The following is a 16,773-nucleotide window of genomic DNA, read 5'->3' as shown; positions in this document are numbered from 1 at the left end:
TAATAGTAGTGCTGAATTTGATGTATGGGGGATGCGGTAATGAATAGCAGCCTAATCAGGAAGATGGCGGTGCTGGCGGTCGGGATGGTGCCGTTTGCAGCATGGTCGCTGGGGCTGGGCGAAATACAGGTCGGCTCCAAGCTCAATCAGCCGCTCGAGGCCGAGATTGCGCTCCTCTATGACGACGTCACCGAGCCCGAGTCTACCGAGGTCAGCCTCGCTGCGCCCGAAGATTTCGAACGCGTGGGTCTCGACGCGGCCGCGCTGCTGGTCGACCTGACCTTCACCGTGCAGGCTGACTCGGCAGGCCGCTACGTGATCGCCGTGACGTCAGACGAGCCGGTGACCGATCCTTTTGTGGACTTTTTGATCGAAGTGAACTGGCCGAACGGTCGGTTGCTGCGCGAATACGTCGTGCTGCTGGACCCGCCGGTTTCGGCCGGTGCTGCCGAGGTCAGCTCCGCCGCGCCTCAGCCCCGCGAGACGGCACCTCGACCGACGGCCATGGACGCACCAGCGCCGGCAACCGCCGATCGCGTGCGGCCCGCCCCGTCGACCAGCAGCAGCTCGAGCACCGGTTCCCGGGCGGGGTCTTTGGCTGGCGGTACCTACGAGGTGGAGGGGGGCGACACCCTGTGGGAAATCGCTCGCGACTACCGCTCGTCCGGTGACATTACGATCAATCAGATGATGATGGCGCTGTACCGGCTAAACCCGGATGCCTTCTATCAGGACAATATCAACGCGCTCAAAAAAGGCGCAATCCTGCGGATGCCGGATTCCGCCGATCTGAGCTCGCAAAGCGTTGCCCAGGCGCTGTCCAGCGTACGGACCCAAAACCAAGCCTGGGAAAGCTACCGCCAGAACGTCTCCAGCAGCACGCCGGTCGTGTCTGAGTCGGCGGCGACCGCTGACTACGTTAGCCCGACCCCAGCGCCGGCTGCGGACCCGCAAACTCGTCTCGAACTGGTCCCGCCGAGCGGCTCCAGTGACGACGCCAGCGATACGGGGTCCGGGCAGTCCGGCTCCGACGCAGCCAATCGGGCGCAGCTGGCTGAGCTGCGCGATGACCTCGCCCGTTCCCGCGAAGATCTCATCAGCACCAACCAGGAAAATGAGGAGATGCGTTCGCGCATCGCCGATCTGGAGCGCCTGATCAGTACCTATGAGCGCACAATCACCCTCAAGGATGCCGATCTTGCTGATCTGCAAAACCAAATTGAGCTAACCGGCCAGGCGGTTGCAGACCTGGGCACGGCAGCGGATCCGATGGTCGACGAGGCCATGGGAGCTGTGGATAGCGGCGTCAACGCCATGGATGACGCGATGGACGACAGCATGGCGGACGCCGGATCTTCCTCCGACGCCGGCGCTGAGGACGGCGCGAGCCTCGACCAGGAGCTGGCGGCTTTGGATCAGGAAGCTGCCGCGGCAGACAGCACGGAGGCAGACGACTCGGAGGCAACCGAGGCCGAAACCCCGACCCCTCCGCCGGCGACCAGCGCACCTGCCGAAGAATCGATGGCGGACAAAGCACTGGCGCTAGCCAAGAACCCCATGGTGCTCGGCGGTGCGGGGCTTCTCGTATTGCTGGGCGTCGGCGGCCTCGTGCTGTCAAGGCGGGGTAAAGATGATGAGGGCGACCTCGGCGGAGCTTCTCTGGTGGATCGCATTGCAACCGCCCAAGAGCCCGAAACCAGTGAGCTGCCGGTCGTCGAAACCGACGCTGCCGTGGTCGAACTCGACGCACCGTCCCTGGATGATCTGCAGGCGGCTGCCGGCGAAGAACCGGACAGCCCACAGGCACACCTGGCGTATCTTCGGGCACTTTACGCCGCGGAGGACAAGGACCGGTTTGTGCAGGCCTCGCAGGCGATGTTGGATGGCGTCGGCGGAACGACTCACCCTGCGTGGATGGAAGTACGTGCCATGGGCGCGACCCTGGCGCCGGAAAGCGGTCTGTTCGGGGAGGCTGAGGCGGCCGCTGATGAGGAGCTGGATATGCCGACGGTGTCGCTCGATGAACCCGACCTGGAGTTTGACGTCGCGGAAAGCGGCGGTGACGACGACGGCGGACTGGATTTTGATCTGGACGGCGTCGACGATGCGGATGACGACCTGTCGCTCGATATCGGCGCCGAAACAGTGCCGGCGGCTGATGCCGACAGCGGCGACGATCTGGATCTGGGGCTGGATGACGCAGAGCCGGTCGCTGAGCTGGCGGACGACGACGCAGGCGATGACCTCGACCTGGACTTTGATCTCGATGGCGAGGGGCTCGACCTAGGCGATGAGCCTCTGGCCGATGACAACACGGCGAGCGCGGGCGCTGAGGAAGACACCGAGTTTGAGCTTCAGTCGGTCACCGACGAAGTAGCGGAAGCGGCCGTTGCGGCGGGCGGCGCGATTGAGGATACGGCTGAAATCGACCTCGGAACCGTGGACGACGCGGGCGATACGCTGGCTGAGCTTGAAGCTGCGGATGAAGACCTGGGGGACCTGGGGCTCGATGACCTCGATCTGGACAGCGACGAGCTGTTTGGTGATGACGATTCGGTTGGCACCAAGCTGGATCTCGCAAAAGCTTACATCGACATGGGTGACCCGGAAGGCGCCAAGGGCATGCTGGAAGAGGTCATGGCCGAAGGCAGCGATAGTCAGAAAGAGGAAGCGCAGGGGTTGCTCGATAACCTCAGCTAGTTTCGAAGTGGTCTGTGTGATGCCGGCGTTCTGTCGGCACGTGATCCGGCCAAGCCGGTGAACGCCGCTCGAATCGCCTTGGGTGTCGAGTACGACGGCACCCGGTTTTTGGGTTGGCAAACCCAGGCTCAAACCCCCACGGTCCAGTCAGAGCTGGAACGCGCTCTCGCACAGGTTGCTGACGGCCCGGTGTCGGTGATCGGGGCCGGTCGCACCGACAGCGGCGTGCATGCCGCCTGCCAAGTTGCCCACTTTGACCCACCAACCGATCGTCCGATGCGCTCCTGGGTGCTGGGCACCAACACCCATCTTCCAGAGGATCTCAGGATCATCTGGGCAATCCCCGTCTCCAGCGACTTCAACGCGCGGTTCTCCGCCAGCGCCCGGCGCTATGCGTACCGCATCGTCAATCGCCCGGTGCGGCCCGCACTCGACCGACTGACTCACACCTGGGAGGCACGGACCCTCAAGGCTGAGGCGATGCACCAGGGCGCGCAGGCTTTGGTGGGTGAACATGATTTCAGTGCGTTTCGCGCAGCCGCCTGCCAGGCCCGGCACGGCGTTCGACGCATCCATCACATAACGGTGTCCAAGATTGGCGACACGGTAACGATCGAGGTGGAAGGGAACGCCTTCCTGCACCACATGGTGAGAAACATAGCCGGCTCCCTGCTGGTGGTTGGCCGCGGCGAAAAACCGCCGAGCTGGATCGGCGAGCTGCTGGCGTCCCGGGATCGAACCATCGCCGGGCCGACGGCGCCCGCGTGCGGGCTGACGCTGGAAATGGTGACGTACCCTGCGGCGTTTGAGCTGCCGTCATGACCAAGACCCACATCAAATTTTGCGGGTTCACTCGTCAGGAAGATCTGGCGCACGCATGCAGTATCGGCATTGACGCGGCCGGCCTGGTGCTGGTCCCCAAGAGCGCGCGCTGCGTTTCTCTTCCCCAGGCACGAGCGCTGGCGGCGGCTATGACGCCTCCGGTCAAGAGCGTTCTCCTGTTTCTGAATCCGACCCGATCCGACGTTCAGGAAGCCGTCGACGCGGTCGATCCGGACGTCCTGCAGTTTCACGGCACCGAGTCACCGGAGTTCTGCGCGGCGTTCGGGCGACCCTGGGTGAAAGCCCTCAGCGAGTCTGTGGCGGCGCAGGAAATGGATCGCTACGGCGATGCCTGCAAACTGCTGATTGACAGCCACCTGCCGGGCAGGCTCGGCGGGACAGGGCAGACGATTGACGCTGCTAGCTTTCCCGGCGATAGTGGAGGGTCACGCTGGGTACTGGCCGGAGGCCTGACGCCCGGCAACGTAAACGCCTGCGTCCGCAGCCTAAGACCGTGGGCGGTGGACGTCAGCAGTGGCATAGAGAGCGAACCGGGAATTAAGGACCCGACAAAGATGACGAGTTTTGTAGAGCAGGTGCGACGCGCAGATGAGGCCTGAGACCCCTTACGTTTGGCCCGATCAGCAAGGCCATTTTGGACCTTACGGCGGCAGCTTCGTGGCCGAAACCCTGATGGCGGCGCTGGACGATCTGCGCGATGCCTATCAGCGGCTCAGCACCGATCCGGAATTTCAGGCGCGGCTGGACCATGATCTGGCCCATTATGTAGGCCGACCGTCGCCCATTTACCACGCCGAACGCTTGAGTCAGCAGGTCGGCGGCGCCCAGATCCTGCTAAAACGCGAGGACCTGAACCACACCGGCGCTCACAAGATTAACAACACGGTTGGTCAGGCCCTCCTTGCCAAGGCGTTGGGAAAGCCGCGGGTTATTGCAGAAACCGGTGCGGGTCAGCACGGGGTTGCGTCCGCCACCGTCGCCGCCCGCCTGGGCCTCGAGTGTGTGGTCTACATGGGTTCAACCGACATTGAACGCCAGGCGCCCAACGTCTACCGCATGAAGCTGCTGGGCGCCGAAGTACGGCCGGTGGAATCCGGCTCCAAAACGCTGAAAGACGCGCTGAACGAGGCGCTGCGCGACTGGGTGACCAACGTTGACGACACGTTCTATGTCATCGGTACGGTCGCGGGCCCGCATCCGTATCCGCTCCTTGTTCGCGACTTCAACGCGGTCTGCGGCCGGGAGGCTCGCCGCCAGATGCTCGAGGAATACGGCCAGCTGCCGGACGCGCTGGTGGCCTGCGTCGGCGGCGGATCAAATGCCATTGGGCTGTTTCACCCATTTATCGAAGACAAGGCGGTGCAGATGGTCGGCGTTGAGGCGGCTGGCAGCGGCATCGAGTCCGGTCAGCACGCGGCCTCGCTGTGTGCCGGCAAGGTGGGCGTGCTGCACGGCAATCGAACCTATCTTCTGGATAGCCCGGACGGCCAGATCACCGAGACCCATTCGGTTTCGGCCGGGCTCGATTACCCGGGTGTCGGGCCGGAGCACGCCTGGCTGAAGGACATCGGCCGGGCGCGGTATGAATCGGTCACCGACGCTGAAACCATGGCGGCGTTTCACCAGCTCTGTCGGGTGGAGGGCATTATTCCAGCTCTGGAGAGCAGCCATGCCCTGGCGCACGCGGTAAAGATGGCCGCCGACATGTCGCCGTCTCAGTACATTCTCGTCAACCTGTCCGGGCGCGGCGATAAAGACGTGAACACCGTTGCGGCTCTGGAGGGGCTGGCGCTATGACCATTGAAGCGAACGCATCTGACAATCGCATCGACGCGCTATTTGCCGCCCGTGACGGTGGCGACCCGGAGCTCGTCTGTTTTCTGACCGCCGGCGACCCGGGCCTTGAGAGCACGGTCCCGGCTATGCACGCACTGGTGCGGGGCGGGGCATCGATGCTGGAGCTAGGCATGCCATTTTCCGATCCGATGGCGGACGGGCCGGTGATTCAGGCCGCCAGTGAACGGGCCCTGGCGCGCGGGGCGGATATGTCTTACGTGCTTCGCTGTGTCGAAGAATTTCGCAGCGGCGACCAGCGCACGCCGGTGGTGTTGATGGGTTATCTCAATCCTATCGAGCGCTTTGGATTCGAGCGCTTCTGCGAGGATGCATCGAAGGCCGGCGTCGACGCTCTGCTGATCGTCGACCTCCCGCCTGAAGAGTGTTGCTGTGTGACCGATCACTCAGCGCCGCTCGGCATGAAGCAGATCTTCCTGGTGGCTCCCACCACCTCAGCGGCCCGTCTAGGCGCCATCGCTGAAGCGGCGGGGGGCTTCATCTATTACGTTTCCCTCAAGGGCATTACGGGCGCGGCCAATTTGGACACCAGCGACGTGGCCCGCCGTGTTGCCTCGATCCGGGAACGCTCCGACCTGCCGGTGGCGGTTGGTTTTGGCGTCAAAACCCGCGCTGATGTGTCCGCCCTTGCCGGGGTGGCTGATGCGGTCGTTGTCGGCAGCGCGTTGGTGCAGTCGATGCACGATGCCGGGACTGATGCGGCTAACGCGGTGGCGGAGAATTTCGCTCGCGAGCTGACCGGTCAGACCGACAGCCAGGCGCCGCAGGCGCCCGTTTCTGACGCGGTGCGCGGCGCCGCTGAAGGGGCACCCTCATGAGCTGGCTGAAGAAGCTGATGCCTTCGCGGATTCGCACCGAAGGCGCCGGCAAAAAGCGGGTACCCGAGGGAACCTGGCAGCAGTGTCAGCAGTGCGGGGCTGCGCTCTATGCCCGGGAGCTTGAGCGTGACCAGATGGTCTGTTCGAAGTGCGGTCACCATATGCCGATCGTTGCCCGCAACCGGCTGCTCAATTTCCTCGATGAGGAAGGTCTCGAGGAGATTGCCGACCAGCTCGAGCCGATAGATGCGCTGAAGTTCCGCGATAAAAAGACGTATCGGAGCCGGATCAGCCAGGCGCAGAAAGCGACCGGCGAAAAGGATGCTCTCGTCGCGATGGCCGGCACGATAAAGGGTCGGCCGGTGGTCGCTACCGCTTTCGATTTTCGGTTTATGGGCGGCTCCATGGGCTCGGTCGTGGGCGAGCGCTTTACCCGGGCAGCTCAGCGGGCCATCAGCCAGTCGTGCCCGTTGATCAATTTTTCCGCGACGGGTGGGGCCAGAATGCAGGAGTCCCTTCTATCGCTGATGCAGATGGCCAAAACAAGCGCGGTCTTGGGGAAGATGGCCAACGCTGGCCTGCCGTACATTTCGGTGCTGACCCATCCGACCACCGGTGGCGTATCCGCCAGCCTGGGCATGTTGGGTGACGTGAATATTGCTGAGCCCGGCGCGCTGATCGGCTTTGCCGGGCCGCGCGTGATCGAGCAAACTGTCCGAGAAACCCTGCCCGAAGGTTTCCAGCGCAGCGAGTTTCTGCTCGAGCATGGTGCTGTCGACATGATTGTGGATCGGCGGGAACTGCGCGACCACATCGCAAGCCTGCTGGCCATCCTGATGCCGTTTGAGTCGGAAGGCAGCCAGTCAAGCGAAACGCCCGACGCGTCGCCCGAAGACGCGGCCAGTGAGCCCGAGACGGAGCGGGAGCCAGCCTGAGCCGACCGTCGGCTGCGGGGTCTTCACATATGGGGCGCGGCCGTTCCATCAGCTGGTGGATGAACCACCTGTCGCGAATCCATCCCGCTACGATGGCCCTGGGCCTGGATCGTGTCGGCGAGGTTTATCGTCGGCTGGGTGGTCAACGGCCGGCACCCAAGGTCATCACCGTGGCAGGGACCAACGGCAAGGGTTCAAGCTGCGCGATTCTCACCGCTATTTTACTCGCCGCCGGCAGCCGCGTCGGCACATTCACCTCACCGCATCTGTTTCGGTTTAATGAGCGGATCGCCATCGACGGCGAGCCGGTTGACGACCGCCGGCTGATCGATGCCCTGGAGGTGGTAGAAAAGGCCCGCGGCGAGATCGAGCTGACGTATTTCGAATACGCTGCGCTGGCCGCATTTGTCTGTTTCCAGCAGGCTGGCGTGGACGCGGCCGTGCTCGAGGTGGGCCTCGGCGGCCGGCTGGACGCCGTGAACGTGGTCGACCCAGATCTCGCGCTCATCACCAACATCGGCTTTGACCACATGCACTGGCTCGGCGATACGCTCGACCAGATTGCGGTGGAGAAGGCCGGTATCTTTCGCCCCGGACAGCCGGCGGTCTGTGCGCAGGCGACCGCCCCCGCCGGGCTCCACGAAGCAGCGCGACGGACCGGCGTGGACTGGCGGGTTGCGGGCCGAGACTTTGATCAGCAGGTCACCAACCGAGGCTGGACCTGGACCCACGGCAAACACCAGCTGTCGCAGCTACCCAGACCGGCTCTGCCAGGAGACCACCAGCTGGTCAACGCGTCCGGCTGTCTTGCGGCCCTGGCTGGAGTCGGGCTGCTGCCCCCTAAGCAGATTGTCGCTACGGGTCTGACCCAGGCGCGCGTCGCCGGGCGACTGTGGCGGGTTGCCGAGGAGCCTGACGTGATCCTGGACGTCGGCCACAATCCCGCCGCGGCGCGCGTGCTTCGTCGCTGGCTGGAGAGCACGCCTTGCGACGGCGAAAGCTGGCTGGTGCTCGGTATGCTGAGGGATAAGGCCCCGCAGGGTTTTGTGGCGGAGCTGGCGCCACGGATTAACCGCTTTGTATTTTGTGGCCTGCCGGGCAGACGCGGCCAGAGCGCGCGTCAGCTGCGCGGCAAGGTTCGTGTACCCCAGCTCAAGGCCAGGCTGGCGGACGATCCCGCGGCGGCGCTCGACTGGGTTTTGCCGCGCCTCCAGCCGGCTGACCGCCTCCTGCTGGCCGGGTCTTTTGTCACCGTCGAGCTCGCGGCCCGGCACCTGGGCCTTGCCAACGGATCCTGACCGGCGTTAACCGGTTTCTAAGGTCTTGGAGGTATACTGTTGGATTGCCGCCGGTTTTCGGCTCCTTCGATTAACTAAAGGGATGAAACCCAGGTCATGCCGCTGATTCTTTCTATATCCCGCACGACAAACGGCTGCTGATTCCATGGATGTTGCGCTCAAACAACGGCTGGTCGGCGCCAGCGTTCTGGTGATCTTTGCGGTGACGTTTATTCCGATGCTGCTCGACGGCCCGCCGAGCAGCCCCATCGAGGCGCCGATCGCCATTCCCGAGCCGCCGGACGCACGATTTGAGACCCGGCTGCTGCCGGTGGACCCCGAGGCGGCGGCGACCCAGCGGCCGGCCGCCCAGTCGGTGCCGGACACCGCCGCCACGAGCGCCCCCGCGCGCCCGGTTGTCACGCGGCCGCGGACCGCTGATACGACCGCCCAGGCGCCGGCGCGGACGACAACACCGGCCCCCAGCCCCACCGGGGAAACCGCGGAGGAGCCTTCCTCCGGCGACGCGGACTCAACAACGCCGGCCGTCGGCGGCGACTGGGTTCTCCAGGTTGGCAGCTTCGGCAACGCCGCCAACGCGGCGAGACTCGTCAGCCGGCTGCAGGAGGCGTCGTGGCAGGCTTACCAGGAGAAGGTTGAAATGGGCAGCAACGCGCTTTATCGGGTTCGCGTCGGTGCGTGGCCGGATCGGGACCGAGCGCTGGATGCCGGGGAAGGCCTGCTCAAAGCGTTCCCTGAGCTGGAGCTATCGGTTCGACAGCGCCAGGGTGAAACCCCGCCAATGCCGGCGGCGCAGGCGCTGTTGAAGGGCTGGATGGTGCAGATGGGCAGCTTCAACAGCCGCAGCAACGCCATGGCGCTCCGCGACAAGCTGCGTGGTGGCGGCTACTCGGCACATCTCTCAGACGCTGGCGCCGGCGCCAGCGCTCGTTATCGTGTTCGTGTGGGTCCGGAACTCGACGAGGACACGGCTCGCGCAACCCGCGAGCGGCTGCGTGAGCAGTTTGGCCTCTCCGGGATGGTCGTTGACCACCCCTAGCGCCCTGGCACCGTAAGCGGCAGCCTTCACGATGGACGCCTTCAACTGGGCTGACTGGACCATCCTCGGGATTCTGGCGCTGTCCATGCTGATCAGTTTCTTTCGCGGTTTTGTGCGCGAGTTCATGGCCCTGGCCATCTGGATTGCTGCGGTCTGGGTGGCACTTACGTTTGCCGACCAGGTTGCGCCGCTGATCGGCGAGCGGGTTGAGGTTCCCTCGGTGAGGCTGGCGATTGCGTTTGCCGCCCTGTTTTTTGCCACGCTACTAGCCGGCGGACTGCTGAATTACGTGCTTGGTCTGCTGATCAGCCAAACCGGCTTGTCGGGCACCGACCGCTTTCTCGGGTTGTTCTTCGGCGCTGCACGCGGCGCGCTGCTGCTGGTCGTCGGCGTTTCGCTGCTATCGCTGACCCCGCTGCCGGCCGACCCGTGGTGGCAGAACTCCCTGGTGCTGCCGAGACTCGAAGCGCTGGCCCGGTGGTCAGCGCGCTATCTCCCGGAAGATTTCAGCGACTACCTGAAGGGCGGCCCTCCGGGTTCCCTGGGTTTGCCTGAACTGCCGCTCCCCGGCGGCGATGAGCCGGATTCTGATACGGCGCGGGATGGTGCCGGGGCAAGCCCCGATGCGGCGTGAGCTGGCCCGGCGGTCAACGACGCTGCGCCTTGCCAACAGCGCTGCCAAAACGGCAGAATGCGCACTGCCGGACCCCGCCCGCCGGGGCTCCTTAACTGCCACGCTCCAGGATGACATGAACCCATGTGCGGCGTCATTGGAATTGTAGGACGGGAAGAGGTTGCTGCGACCCTCTACGAGGGTTTGACGGTGCTCCAGCATCGCGGCCAGGATGCGGCCGGCATCGTCACCTGTGCGGGTGACAAGATGCATCTTCACAAGGGCAACGGTCTCGTCAACGACGTGTTCACCGCTAACGACGTGCGGGGGCTCCGGGGCAATTGGGGTATCGGCCACGTCCGCTATCCCACGGCCGGGGGAGACGCCAGCGAAGAATCTCAGCCCATGTACGTCAACTCACCCTTCGGGATCGCGCTTGGCCACAACGGGAACCTGACCAACGCCCAGGCGCTAAAACGCGAGCTGTTCGAGTCGGATCGGCGTCATATCAACACCGATTCCGATTCGGAGGTTTTGCTCAACGTGCTAGCGCATGAGCTCCGCCCTGAAGTTGCGCTGTCGCTGTCACCGGAAAACCTCTTTACCGCGGTCAAAGGACTGCATCGGCGCTGCCGCGGCGGCTACTCCTTCGTGGCGCTGATTCCCGGCTACGGGCTACTGGGCGTGCGGGACCCGTGGGGTATCCGGCCGCTGGTCTACGGCCAGCGTGAGACCGAGGCTGGCGTGGAATATGCCATCGCCTCGGAGAGCGTGGCGCTGGACGTTCTCGGCTTTAAGCTGATCGGCGACGTTCAGCCGGGTGAAGCGCTGTTCATCAGCGAGCAGGGTGAGTGCTTCCGCCAGCAGTGCGCGGACGAAATCCACTGCACGCCGTGTATCTTTGAGCTGGTTTACTTCGCTCGGCCTGACTCCATGATGGACGATATCTCGGTCTATAAGGCGCGTCTGCGCATGGGGGAGAAGCTCGCTCAGAAGATCCTGCGACTACGCCCGGATCACGACATCGACGTCGTGATCCCCGTCCCCGACACCTCTCGAACCGCGGCGATTCCGCTGGCGCACCAGCTTGGCGTCAAGTACCGGGAGGGGTTCATCAAGAACCGCTACATCGGGCGAACGTTTATCATGCCGGGACAGCAGGAGCGTCAGCGATCGGTGCGCCGCAAGCTGAACGTGGTCGACCTGGAATTCCGCGGCAAGACGGTGCTGATTATCGACGACTCGATTGTTCGCGGCACCACGTCGAAGCAGATTATCCAGATGGCCCGAGACGCCGGTGCGCGTCGGGTTTACTTTGCGTCGGCGGCGCCGCCCGTTCGCTATCCCAACGTCTATGGGATCGACATGCCGGCGGCGGAGGAACTGATCGCGCATCAGCGCAGCGAGGAGGAAATCCAGGAAGCGCTTGGAGCCGACTGGCTCATTTACCAGTCGCTGGACGATCTGGTGGCAGCCTGCAGCGAGGGCAACCCCGGCATCACCCGCTTCGATACATCGTGCTTTTCCAACGAGTACGTCACCGGTGTTTCGGACGAATATTTTCGTCAGATCGAGGTTGAACGATCTGACTCAGCTAAAACAGCCCGCGCCCAGGCGGTCTGAACCAACCATTCGCAAGGAGCTTTCATGAGCTATCGACACGTCAAATACCCCGAAAATGGCACCCGGATTGAAGTCAGGGACAACAAGCTGGTCGTGCCCGACAATCCCATTTTGGGATTTGTTGAGGGGGACGGGATCGGGGGCGATATTACGGCCGCCAGCCTTCGCGTGTGGGACGCAGCGGTCGAGAAGGCCTACGGTGGTCGCCGCAAGGTGCATTGGGCGGAGCTGTACCTGGGGGAAAAGGCGGCGGGGCTTTACGACGGCGACTATTTCCCGGACGAAACGCTGGAGGCCATCAAAGATCTGGTTGTGGCGATCAAGGGGCCGCTCACCACCCCGGTCGGCGGCGGTTTTCGCTCGCTGAACGTGTCGCTGCGGCAGGTGCTGGATCTCTATGCCTGCGTGCGCCCGGTGCGGTACTTCAACGGCGTGCCCTCACCGATGAAACGGCCGGAAGAGGTCGACTGCGTCATTTTTCGGGAGAACACCGAAGACGTTTACTGCGGCATCGAGTTCCAGAGTGGCACGCCGGAGAATGAGAAGCTGGCCGCGTTCCTGCGTGATGAAATGGGCGTCGACTTCTTCCCGGAAGCGGGGCTTGGCGTGAAGCCCATCAGCGCCTTCGGCACGAAGCGACTGGTTCGCAAGGCGATTCAGTACGCAATCGATCGGGGTCACGACAGCGTGACGCTCGTGCACAAGGGCAACATCATGAAGTTCACCGAGGGCGCATTCCGCAACTGGGGCTATGAGGTGGCGCGGGAGGAGTTCGGTGAGCAGACCATTACCGAAGACGAGGTCTGGGATCAGCACGACGGCCGCCCGCCCGAGGGTAAGATCGTGATCAAGGATCGGATTGCCGACATTATGTTCCAGCTGATGCAGCTGCGCCCGGCAGAGTTCAGCGTGATCGCCACCATGAACCTGAACGGAGACTATCTGTCCGACGCGCTCGCTGCGGAAGTGGGCGGTATCGGCATTGCGCCCGGCGCCAATATCGCTGATCACGTAGCGGTCTTTGAAGCGACCCACGGAACGGCGCCCAAGTATGCGGGCCAAGACAAGGTCAATCCGAGTTCGCTGATGCTCTCCGGCGTGATGATGTTTGAACACATCGGGTGGCAGGAAGTGGCCGACGTCATCAACAAGGCTTACCCCAAGGTGATCGAGCGAAAGGTTGTGACGTACGACTTTGCCCGGCAGATGGCCGGCGCCACCGAAGTGTCGACCAGCGGTTTTGCAGACGCGCTGATCGAGGAAATCGGTCGAGTCTGACCGCCGTCCAGGCTGTTGCTTCGTCGTATTGATCCCGACAGCCCGTCGCCTGACGGGCCCTGACCCTGGTGTCCCCGCTCAGAGCTTGGCTGCTGGCTCTCTGTCTGGTTGCAAGCTGGGGCGTCTGGCTGGCCTGGCTAGCCGCCACGCACGGTCCGGGTTACCCGGGCGAGCTTTCTGAGTCATGGCAGGAGGTCGACACGTGGGAGCTGTCCCGCGGCGCTGCCTGGGGTGACGGCTCGAGTCTGGCGATTGCCAAGCTGGATTCGAGCGGTGAGTTCTTCGCGGTTGCCCAGACGAGCTTCGAAGCGGAGCAGGGGGCTCTCCTTCGGCTGAGGGCGCAGAACTATCCGTTGAACTACGTGCTGATGCTGGCATGGAAGCGTGCGGACGGGGAGCAGGTTTACTTCACGCGTTTGCAGGTGCCGGATGGCGGCTCGCAATCCTACCTGATGTCCCGCCAGACCGACTGGCAGGGCGTAATCACTGAAATGGTGCTCTACGGATACCCGCAGCCGCAAACGAGTCCGCCGGTGGTGCTGGATAAGCCAGTCATATTCGACACGGTCGTTTGGGCGGGCGACAGCTGGCTTGGCCGCCTTGACGCACTCTGGACCGGCTGGTCCGCCCTGGATCCTTGGGCCATGCTGTCGGTGAGCTCGCTGGGTCGGTACCCGGATCTGGACGAAGGGATTGGCCTGAACGCGGCGGTGGGTGGTGCCGCGGTGATCACCCTCGCCTTGGTCTGCCTACTGGGCGGCCTCCGGCGTGAGCTGTGGGCCGGCGCAGCGCTGACCGTTTTGCTGGGTGCGACGGTTCTCCTGCAGCTGCAGTCGAGCCGCAGCCTGTTCGCCCAGGTCAGCGAAACCCGCCATCGCCTCGCCGGGCTGTCACCGGAAGAGCGCCGGCGCTTCCAGTTTGACCGCGACCTGGTGGACCTCGCAGCCCTGGCTCAGCCGAAGATCCAGCCGCGAGATCGCGTTCACGTCGTTACCGACGATCGCTTTTTTAACCTTCGGGCGGCATGGCATCTTCGGCCGTCAAACGTGTCGACGTTTTACCTTCCTCCGGCTGAACCTGGGGGGGCGCTACGCCCCGGCGATTTGGTGTTTCTGTACCGCCAGCCTGGGTTGACCGAGCCGGTAAGCCGGGGACTGCTCACCCTGGGTTCCCGGACGTGGCGGGTATTGCCACTGGCGACCGGCTCGGGCGGAGCGATGGTGAGGCTGCTGGATCGGAAGCCATGATGACGTCTTTGGGATGGTGGGCTTTAACGCTGGCAGCGCTGGTGCTCCCAACGGTCTGCGGCGGTCTACTGGTGATGAGTGCGCTAAAGACGTCGCTCGACCGCATGACGATTCTCTGGTCCATGGCGGCCGGTCATTTTGTGGGGCTTGGACTCACCGCACTGCTGCTGGCGTTGCTGCGCGCTGCCGGCTGGATCGACCAGATGCTGCCCGGAGCCGCGGTGTTGCTCCTGCTGACTGCGGGCGTGGCCGGTGTTGCGGTGCTTCGGCGTGGGCGCCGCCCGGGTTTTGAGGAGCTGGCGTCACCCGAAAGCTTCGGCGGCGCCGCCGAGCGAGTTCTCTGGTGGCTGCTGCTGCTGTGGCTGCTGGCCCTGCTGCTGCTGGCGGGCAGCGAGGCCTTGCTACGCCCCGTCTATCCCTGGGATGCGTGGTCCGCCTGGAGCGTCAAGGCGCGCGTCTGGTCCGAGCTCGGGCCGGACGTGAGATTTGTCGCTTTCCAGCAGTGGATCCGAACGGAAGACCCAACGGTTTACACCAACGAAGCATGGCGCTATCCCGATACATTGCCACTGATTCAGAATTGGATAACCCAGTGGCATGGCGGCTGGGATTCGGCGGCAGCGCGGATGCCCTGGGTCAGCTGTGCACTGGCGTTGGGGCTGCTGCTCTACAGCACCGCTCGCTTGACCGATCTGAGGCCGCTGCTGTCGATGATCGGGACCTTTCTCCTGTTGACCCTGCCGATCCTCAACACTCAAGTGGCGCTCGCCGGCTATGCGGACATCTGGCTGTCCGCCGCGATGGTGACCTTTGTGGCGACGCTCATGATGCACCTCGCCGGGAAGGCATCGATGTGGCTCAGCCTGGCATCGCTCCTGCTCGTCGGTAGCCTGAAGCTGGAGGGTGTGGTGTGGGCATTGATCGGGCTGGCGACGATCATGATGGTCCGCCTGCCCAGATCTCGGCGGCTCTTAGCTATCGCGGCTGCGGTCGCCGCGTTTGTGCTCTGGCTGGTGACCGGCGGCTTTAGTCTTTCGCTGGCCGGGCTGACCTTCAAGATGACGCCGGCGCTCATCGAGCTGCCCTACCTCGGACGTCACCCGCTGGGTTTTGACAACCAGCTGCAAAGCCTGATCACGGCGCTGCTGGATCTGCCGAATTGGCATCTGTTCTGGCTGTTCGGATTGCCCGCTGCGCTCTGGGCCGCGTGGCAGGCCAGGAATACCGCCGACGGACGCGGCCTGAGTTCCCTGCTGCTGCTGGGGCTGGGGTTTTTGTTTGCGCTCTTTTTCTTTACGCAGGCGGCGGTCTGGGCTGAGTCGATGACGGCGTCTAACCGGCTTGCCCTGCATCTGGCGCCGGCGGTCGGCTTATGGGCCTGGGTGCTATTGGGGCGTCAGCACAGCTGACGATAAAGCTCGGCGAAGCGTTCGACCGTTTGATTGATATGGAATTGCGGGAAGTTGGCCCGTGCCTGCTCACTGAATTGTTCGCGCAATGATGGGCTGCCGGCAATCTCTTTGAGCCGCTCAACCAGGGAAGGGACGTTGTCGGGCTCCGCAAGCAGCCCGTGACCGCCGCGTCCGACCACGTAGGGGACACCCGAGCCGGGCAGGTTGGTGGCGATCACCGGCGTCCCCAGGGCCATGGCCTCCACCAGCACGATCCCGAAAGCCTCGGTTCGCTCGATCGACGGCAGGCAGAGGCAGTCGGCGTCAGCGATGGCGCTGTTGCGCAGCGCGTCGTCCGCGTCATGGATCATCCGAACGCGATCCTGTAGCCCCCACGTAGCAATCAGCGTCTCCAGTCGCCCTCGCTCCTGGCCGTCTCCGACCAGCAGCAGGCTCGCCTCGGGCATCGACCTCATCGCCTCGAGTAGCCGGTCGAAGCCCTTGTAATAGGTGAGTCGACCCACCGCAGCGAGCTTCAGGCCGGCGCTAGGCCACGTGACAGGCACGCGTTGGGTCAGCCTCGCGGGATCGATGCCAAACGGGATGACGTGCAGTTTCTCTGGGTCAAGGCGACTGAGCACGTCGCTGCCGGCGGCGTAGGCATGGCTGGCAGCCACAACCGCTGCGGCTCGACGAAGCGTCGCCGACTCAAGTAACCGGTACGGCGGCGTGGCTACCCGTAATCGCCACTGGTACCGGGAGGCCACAACGTCAGAATGCCAGTTGATCACCCAGGGGATTTCCCGGGCCGACTTCATCGCCAACACCGCGAAGGCCGCCGGGTTGGGCAGATGGAGATGCAGCAGATGTGGCTTAAAACTTTTTAGCTGACGCCGGATTGCCGCAGGAAATCCAGGCGCAAGCGGCGTGAACAGCGCCTCTCCACGCGTCGTCACCCCGGAAAGGCGGGGCAACGCGGGAAAGGGAACTCCGTCCTTTCGATGTACCAGCATGGCGCACGTAACGTCCGTGGCGGCGAACGCCTCGAACAGATCGCCACAAAAGGTCTCGATGCCGCCGGGCACCGGCGGGAAGTACTTGCCGACGTGAAGAACCCGCAACGCCGACACGGCG

The 16,773-nt window shown here is 64.0% G+C and carries 14 protein-coding genes; 13 read left to right on the top strand and 1 reads right to left on the bottom strand.

The annotated features are described in order from the left end of the window. Window positions 1-39 precede the first annotated feature (39 nt). From AAF358_06175 to AAF358_06115, 13 genes are all read left to right on the top strand, one after another. Complete coding sequence (locus AAF358_06175) at window positions 40-2,700, top strand: FimV/HubP family polar landmark protein (protein ID MEM7705120.1); 2,661 nt, start codon at window positions 40-42, stop codon at window positions 2,698-2,700. Between the two features lie 57 nt (window positions 2,701-2,757). Further along, entirely contained in the window at window positions 2,758-3,522 is a 765-nt protein-coding gene (truA, locus tag AAF358_06170; GenBank protein MEM7705119.1) for a tRNA pseudouridine(38-40) synthase TruA, read from the top strand. Beyond that, window positions 3,519-4,142, top strand: coding sequence for a phosphoribosylanthranilate isomerase (locus AAF358_06165; GenBank protein ID MEM7705118.1), 624 nt, complete (start codon window positions 3,519-3,521; stop codon window positions 4,140-4,142). The genes truA and AAF358_06165 overlap by 4 nt, the downstream gene beginning before the upstream one ends. Beyond that, window positions 4,132-5,340 (top strand): tryptophan synthase subunit beta, encoded by a 1,209-nt coding sequence (gene trpB, locus AAF358_06160; protein ID MEM7705117.1) that lies wholly within the window; start codon window positions 4,132-4,134, stop codon window positions 5,338-5,340. Before AAF358_06165 ends, trpB begins: the two co-directional genes overlap by 11 nt. Next, the gene (trpA, locus tag AAF358_06155; GenBank protein MEM7705116.1) at window positions 5,337-6,215 is read left to right on the top strand and encodes a tryptophan synthase subunit alpha; all 879 of its coding nucleotides are present in this window, start codon (window positions 5,337-5,339) and stop codon (window positions 6,213-6,215) included. The genes trpB and trpA overlap by 4 nt, the downstream gene beginning before the upstream one ends. After that, window positions 6,212-7,150, top strand: a complete 939-nt coding sequence (accD, locus tag AAF358_06150; GenBank protein MEM7705115.1) for an acetyl-CoA carboxylase, carboxyltransferase subunit beta — start codon at window positions 6,212-6,214, stop codon at window positions 7,148-7,150. The genes trpA and accD overlap by 4 nt, the downstream gene beginning before the upstream one ends. A gap of 59 nt (window positions 7,151-7,209) precedes the next feature. Continuing rightward, window positions 7,210-8,448 carry a folylpolyglutamate synthase/dihydrofolate synthase family protein gene (locus AAF358_06145; GenBank protein ID MEM7705114.1) on the top strand — a complete coding sequence of 413 codons (1,239 nt, stop codon included), beginning with the start codon at window positions 7,210-7,212 and terminating at the stop codon, window positions 8,446-8,448. A gap of 145 nt (window positions 8,449-8,593) precedes the next feature. Beyond that, entirely contained in the window at window positions 8,594-9,487 is an 894-nt protein-coding gene (locus AAF358_06140; GenBank protein ID MEM7705113.1) for an SPOR domain-containing protein, read from the top strand. A 31-nt stretch (window positions 9,488-9,518) separates the two neighbouring features. Continuing rightward, the gene (locus AAF358_06135) at window positions 9,519-10,121 is read left to right on the top strand and encodes a CvpA family protein (protein MEM7705112.1); all 603 of its coding nucleotides are present in this window, start codon (window positions 9,519-9,521) and stop codon (window positions 10,119-10,121) included. 123 nt (window positions 10,122-10,244) lie between these two features. Continuing rightward, window positions 10,245-11,723 (top strand): amidophosphoribosyltransferase, encoded by a 1,479-nt coding sequence (purF, locus tag AAF358_06130; GenBank protein ID MEM7705111.1) that lies wholly within the window; start codon window positions 10,245-10,247, stop codon window positions 11,721-11,723. A gap of 24 nt (window positions 11,724-11,747) precedes the next feature. Beyond that, complete coding sequence (gene icd, locus AAF358_06125; protein MEM7705110.1) at window positions 11,748-13,001, top strand: isocitrate dehydrogenase (NADP(+)); 1,254 nt, start codon at window positions 11,748-11,750, stop codon at window positions 12,999-13,001. A 68-nt stretch (window positions 13,002-13,069) separates the two neighbouring features. Then, window positions 13,070-14,248, top strand: coding sequence for a hypothetical protein (locus AAF358_06120; protein MEM7705109.1), 1,179 nt, complete (start codon window positions 13,070-13,072; stop codon window positions 14,246-14,248). Beyond that, window positions 14,245-15,657: a hypothetical protein gene (locus AAF358_06115; protein ID MEM7705108.1), complete on the top strand. Its 1,413-nt coding sequence runs from the start codon at window positions 14,245-14,247 to the stop codon at window positions 15,655-15,657. Before AAF358_06120 ends, AAF358_06115 begins: the two co-directional genes overlap by 4 nt. Here the strand turns inward: AAF358_06115 and AAF358_06110 are convergent. Further along, window positions 15,645-16,769, bottom strand: coding sequence for a glycosyltransferase (locus tag AAF358_06110; GenBank protein ID MEM7705107.1), 1,125 nt, complete (start codon window positions 16,767-16,769; stop codon window positions 15,645-15,647). The genes AAF358_06115 and AAF358_06110 overlap by 13 nt on opposite strands. Window positions 16,770-16,773: the final 4 nt, after the last annotated feature.

Source organism: Pseudomonadota bacterium, from assembly GCA_039033415.1.
Classification (GTDB): Bacteria; Pseudomonadota; Gammaproteobacteria; order Xanthomonadales; family SZUA-38; genus JANQOZ01.
The sequence above is the reverse complement of the archived record's forward strand: the minus strand, read 5'-3'. Positions and strand labels throughout refer to the sequence as shown.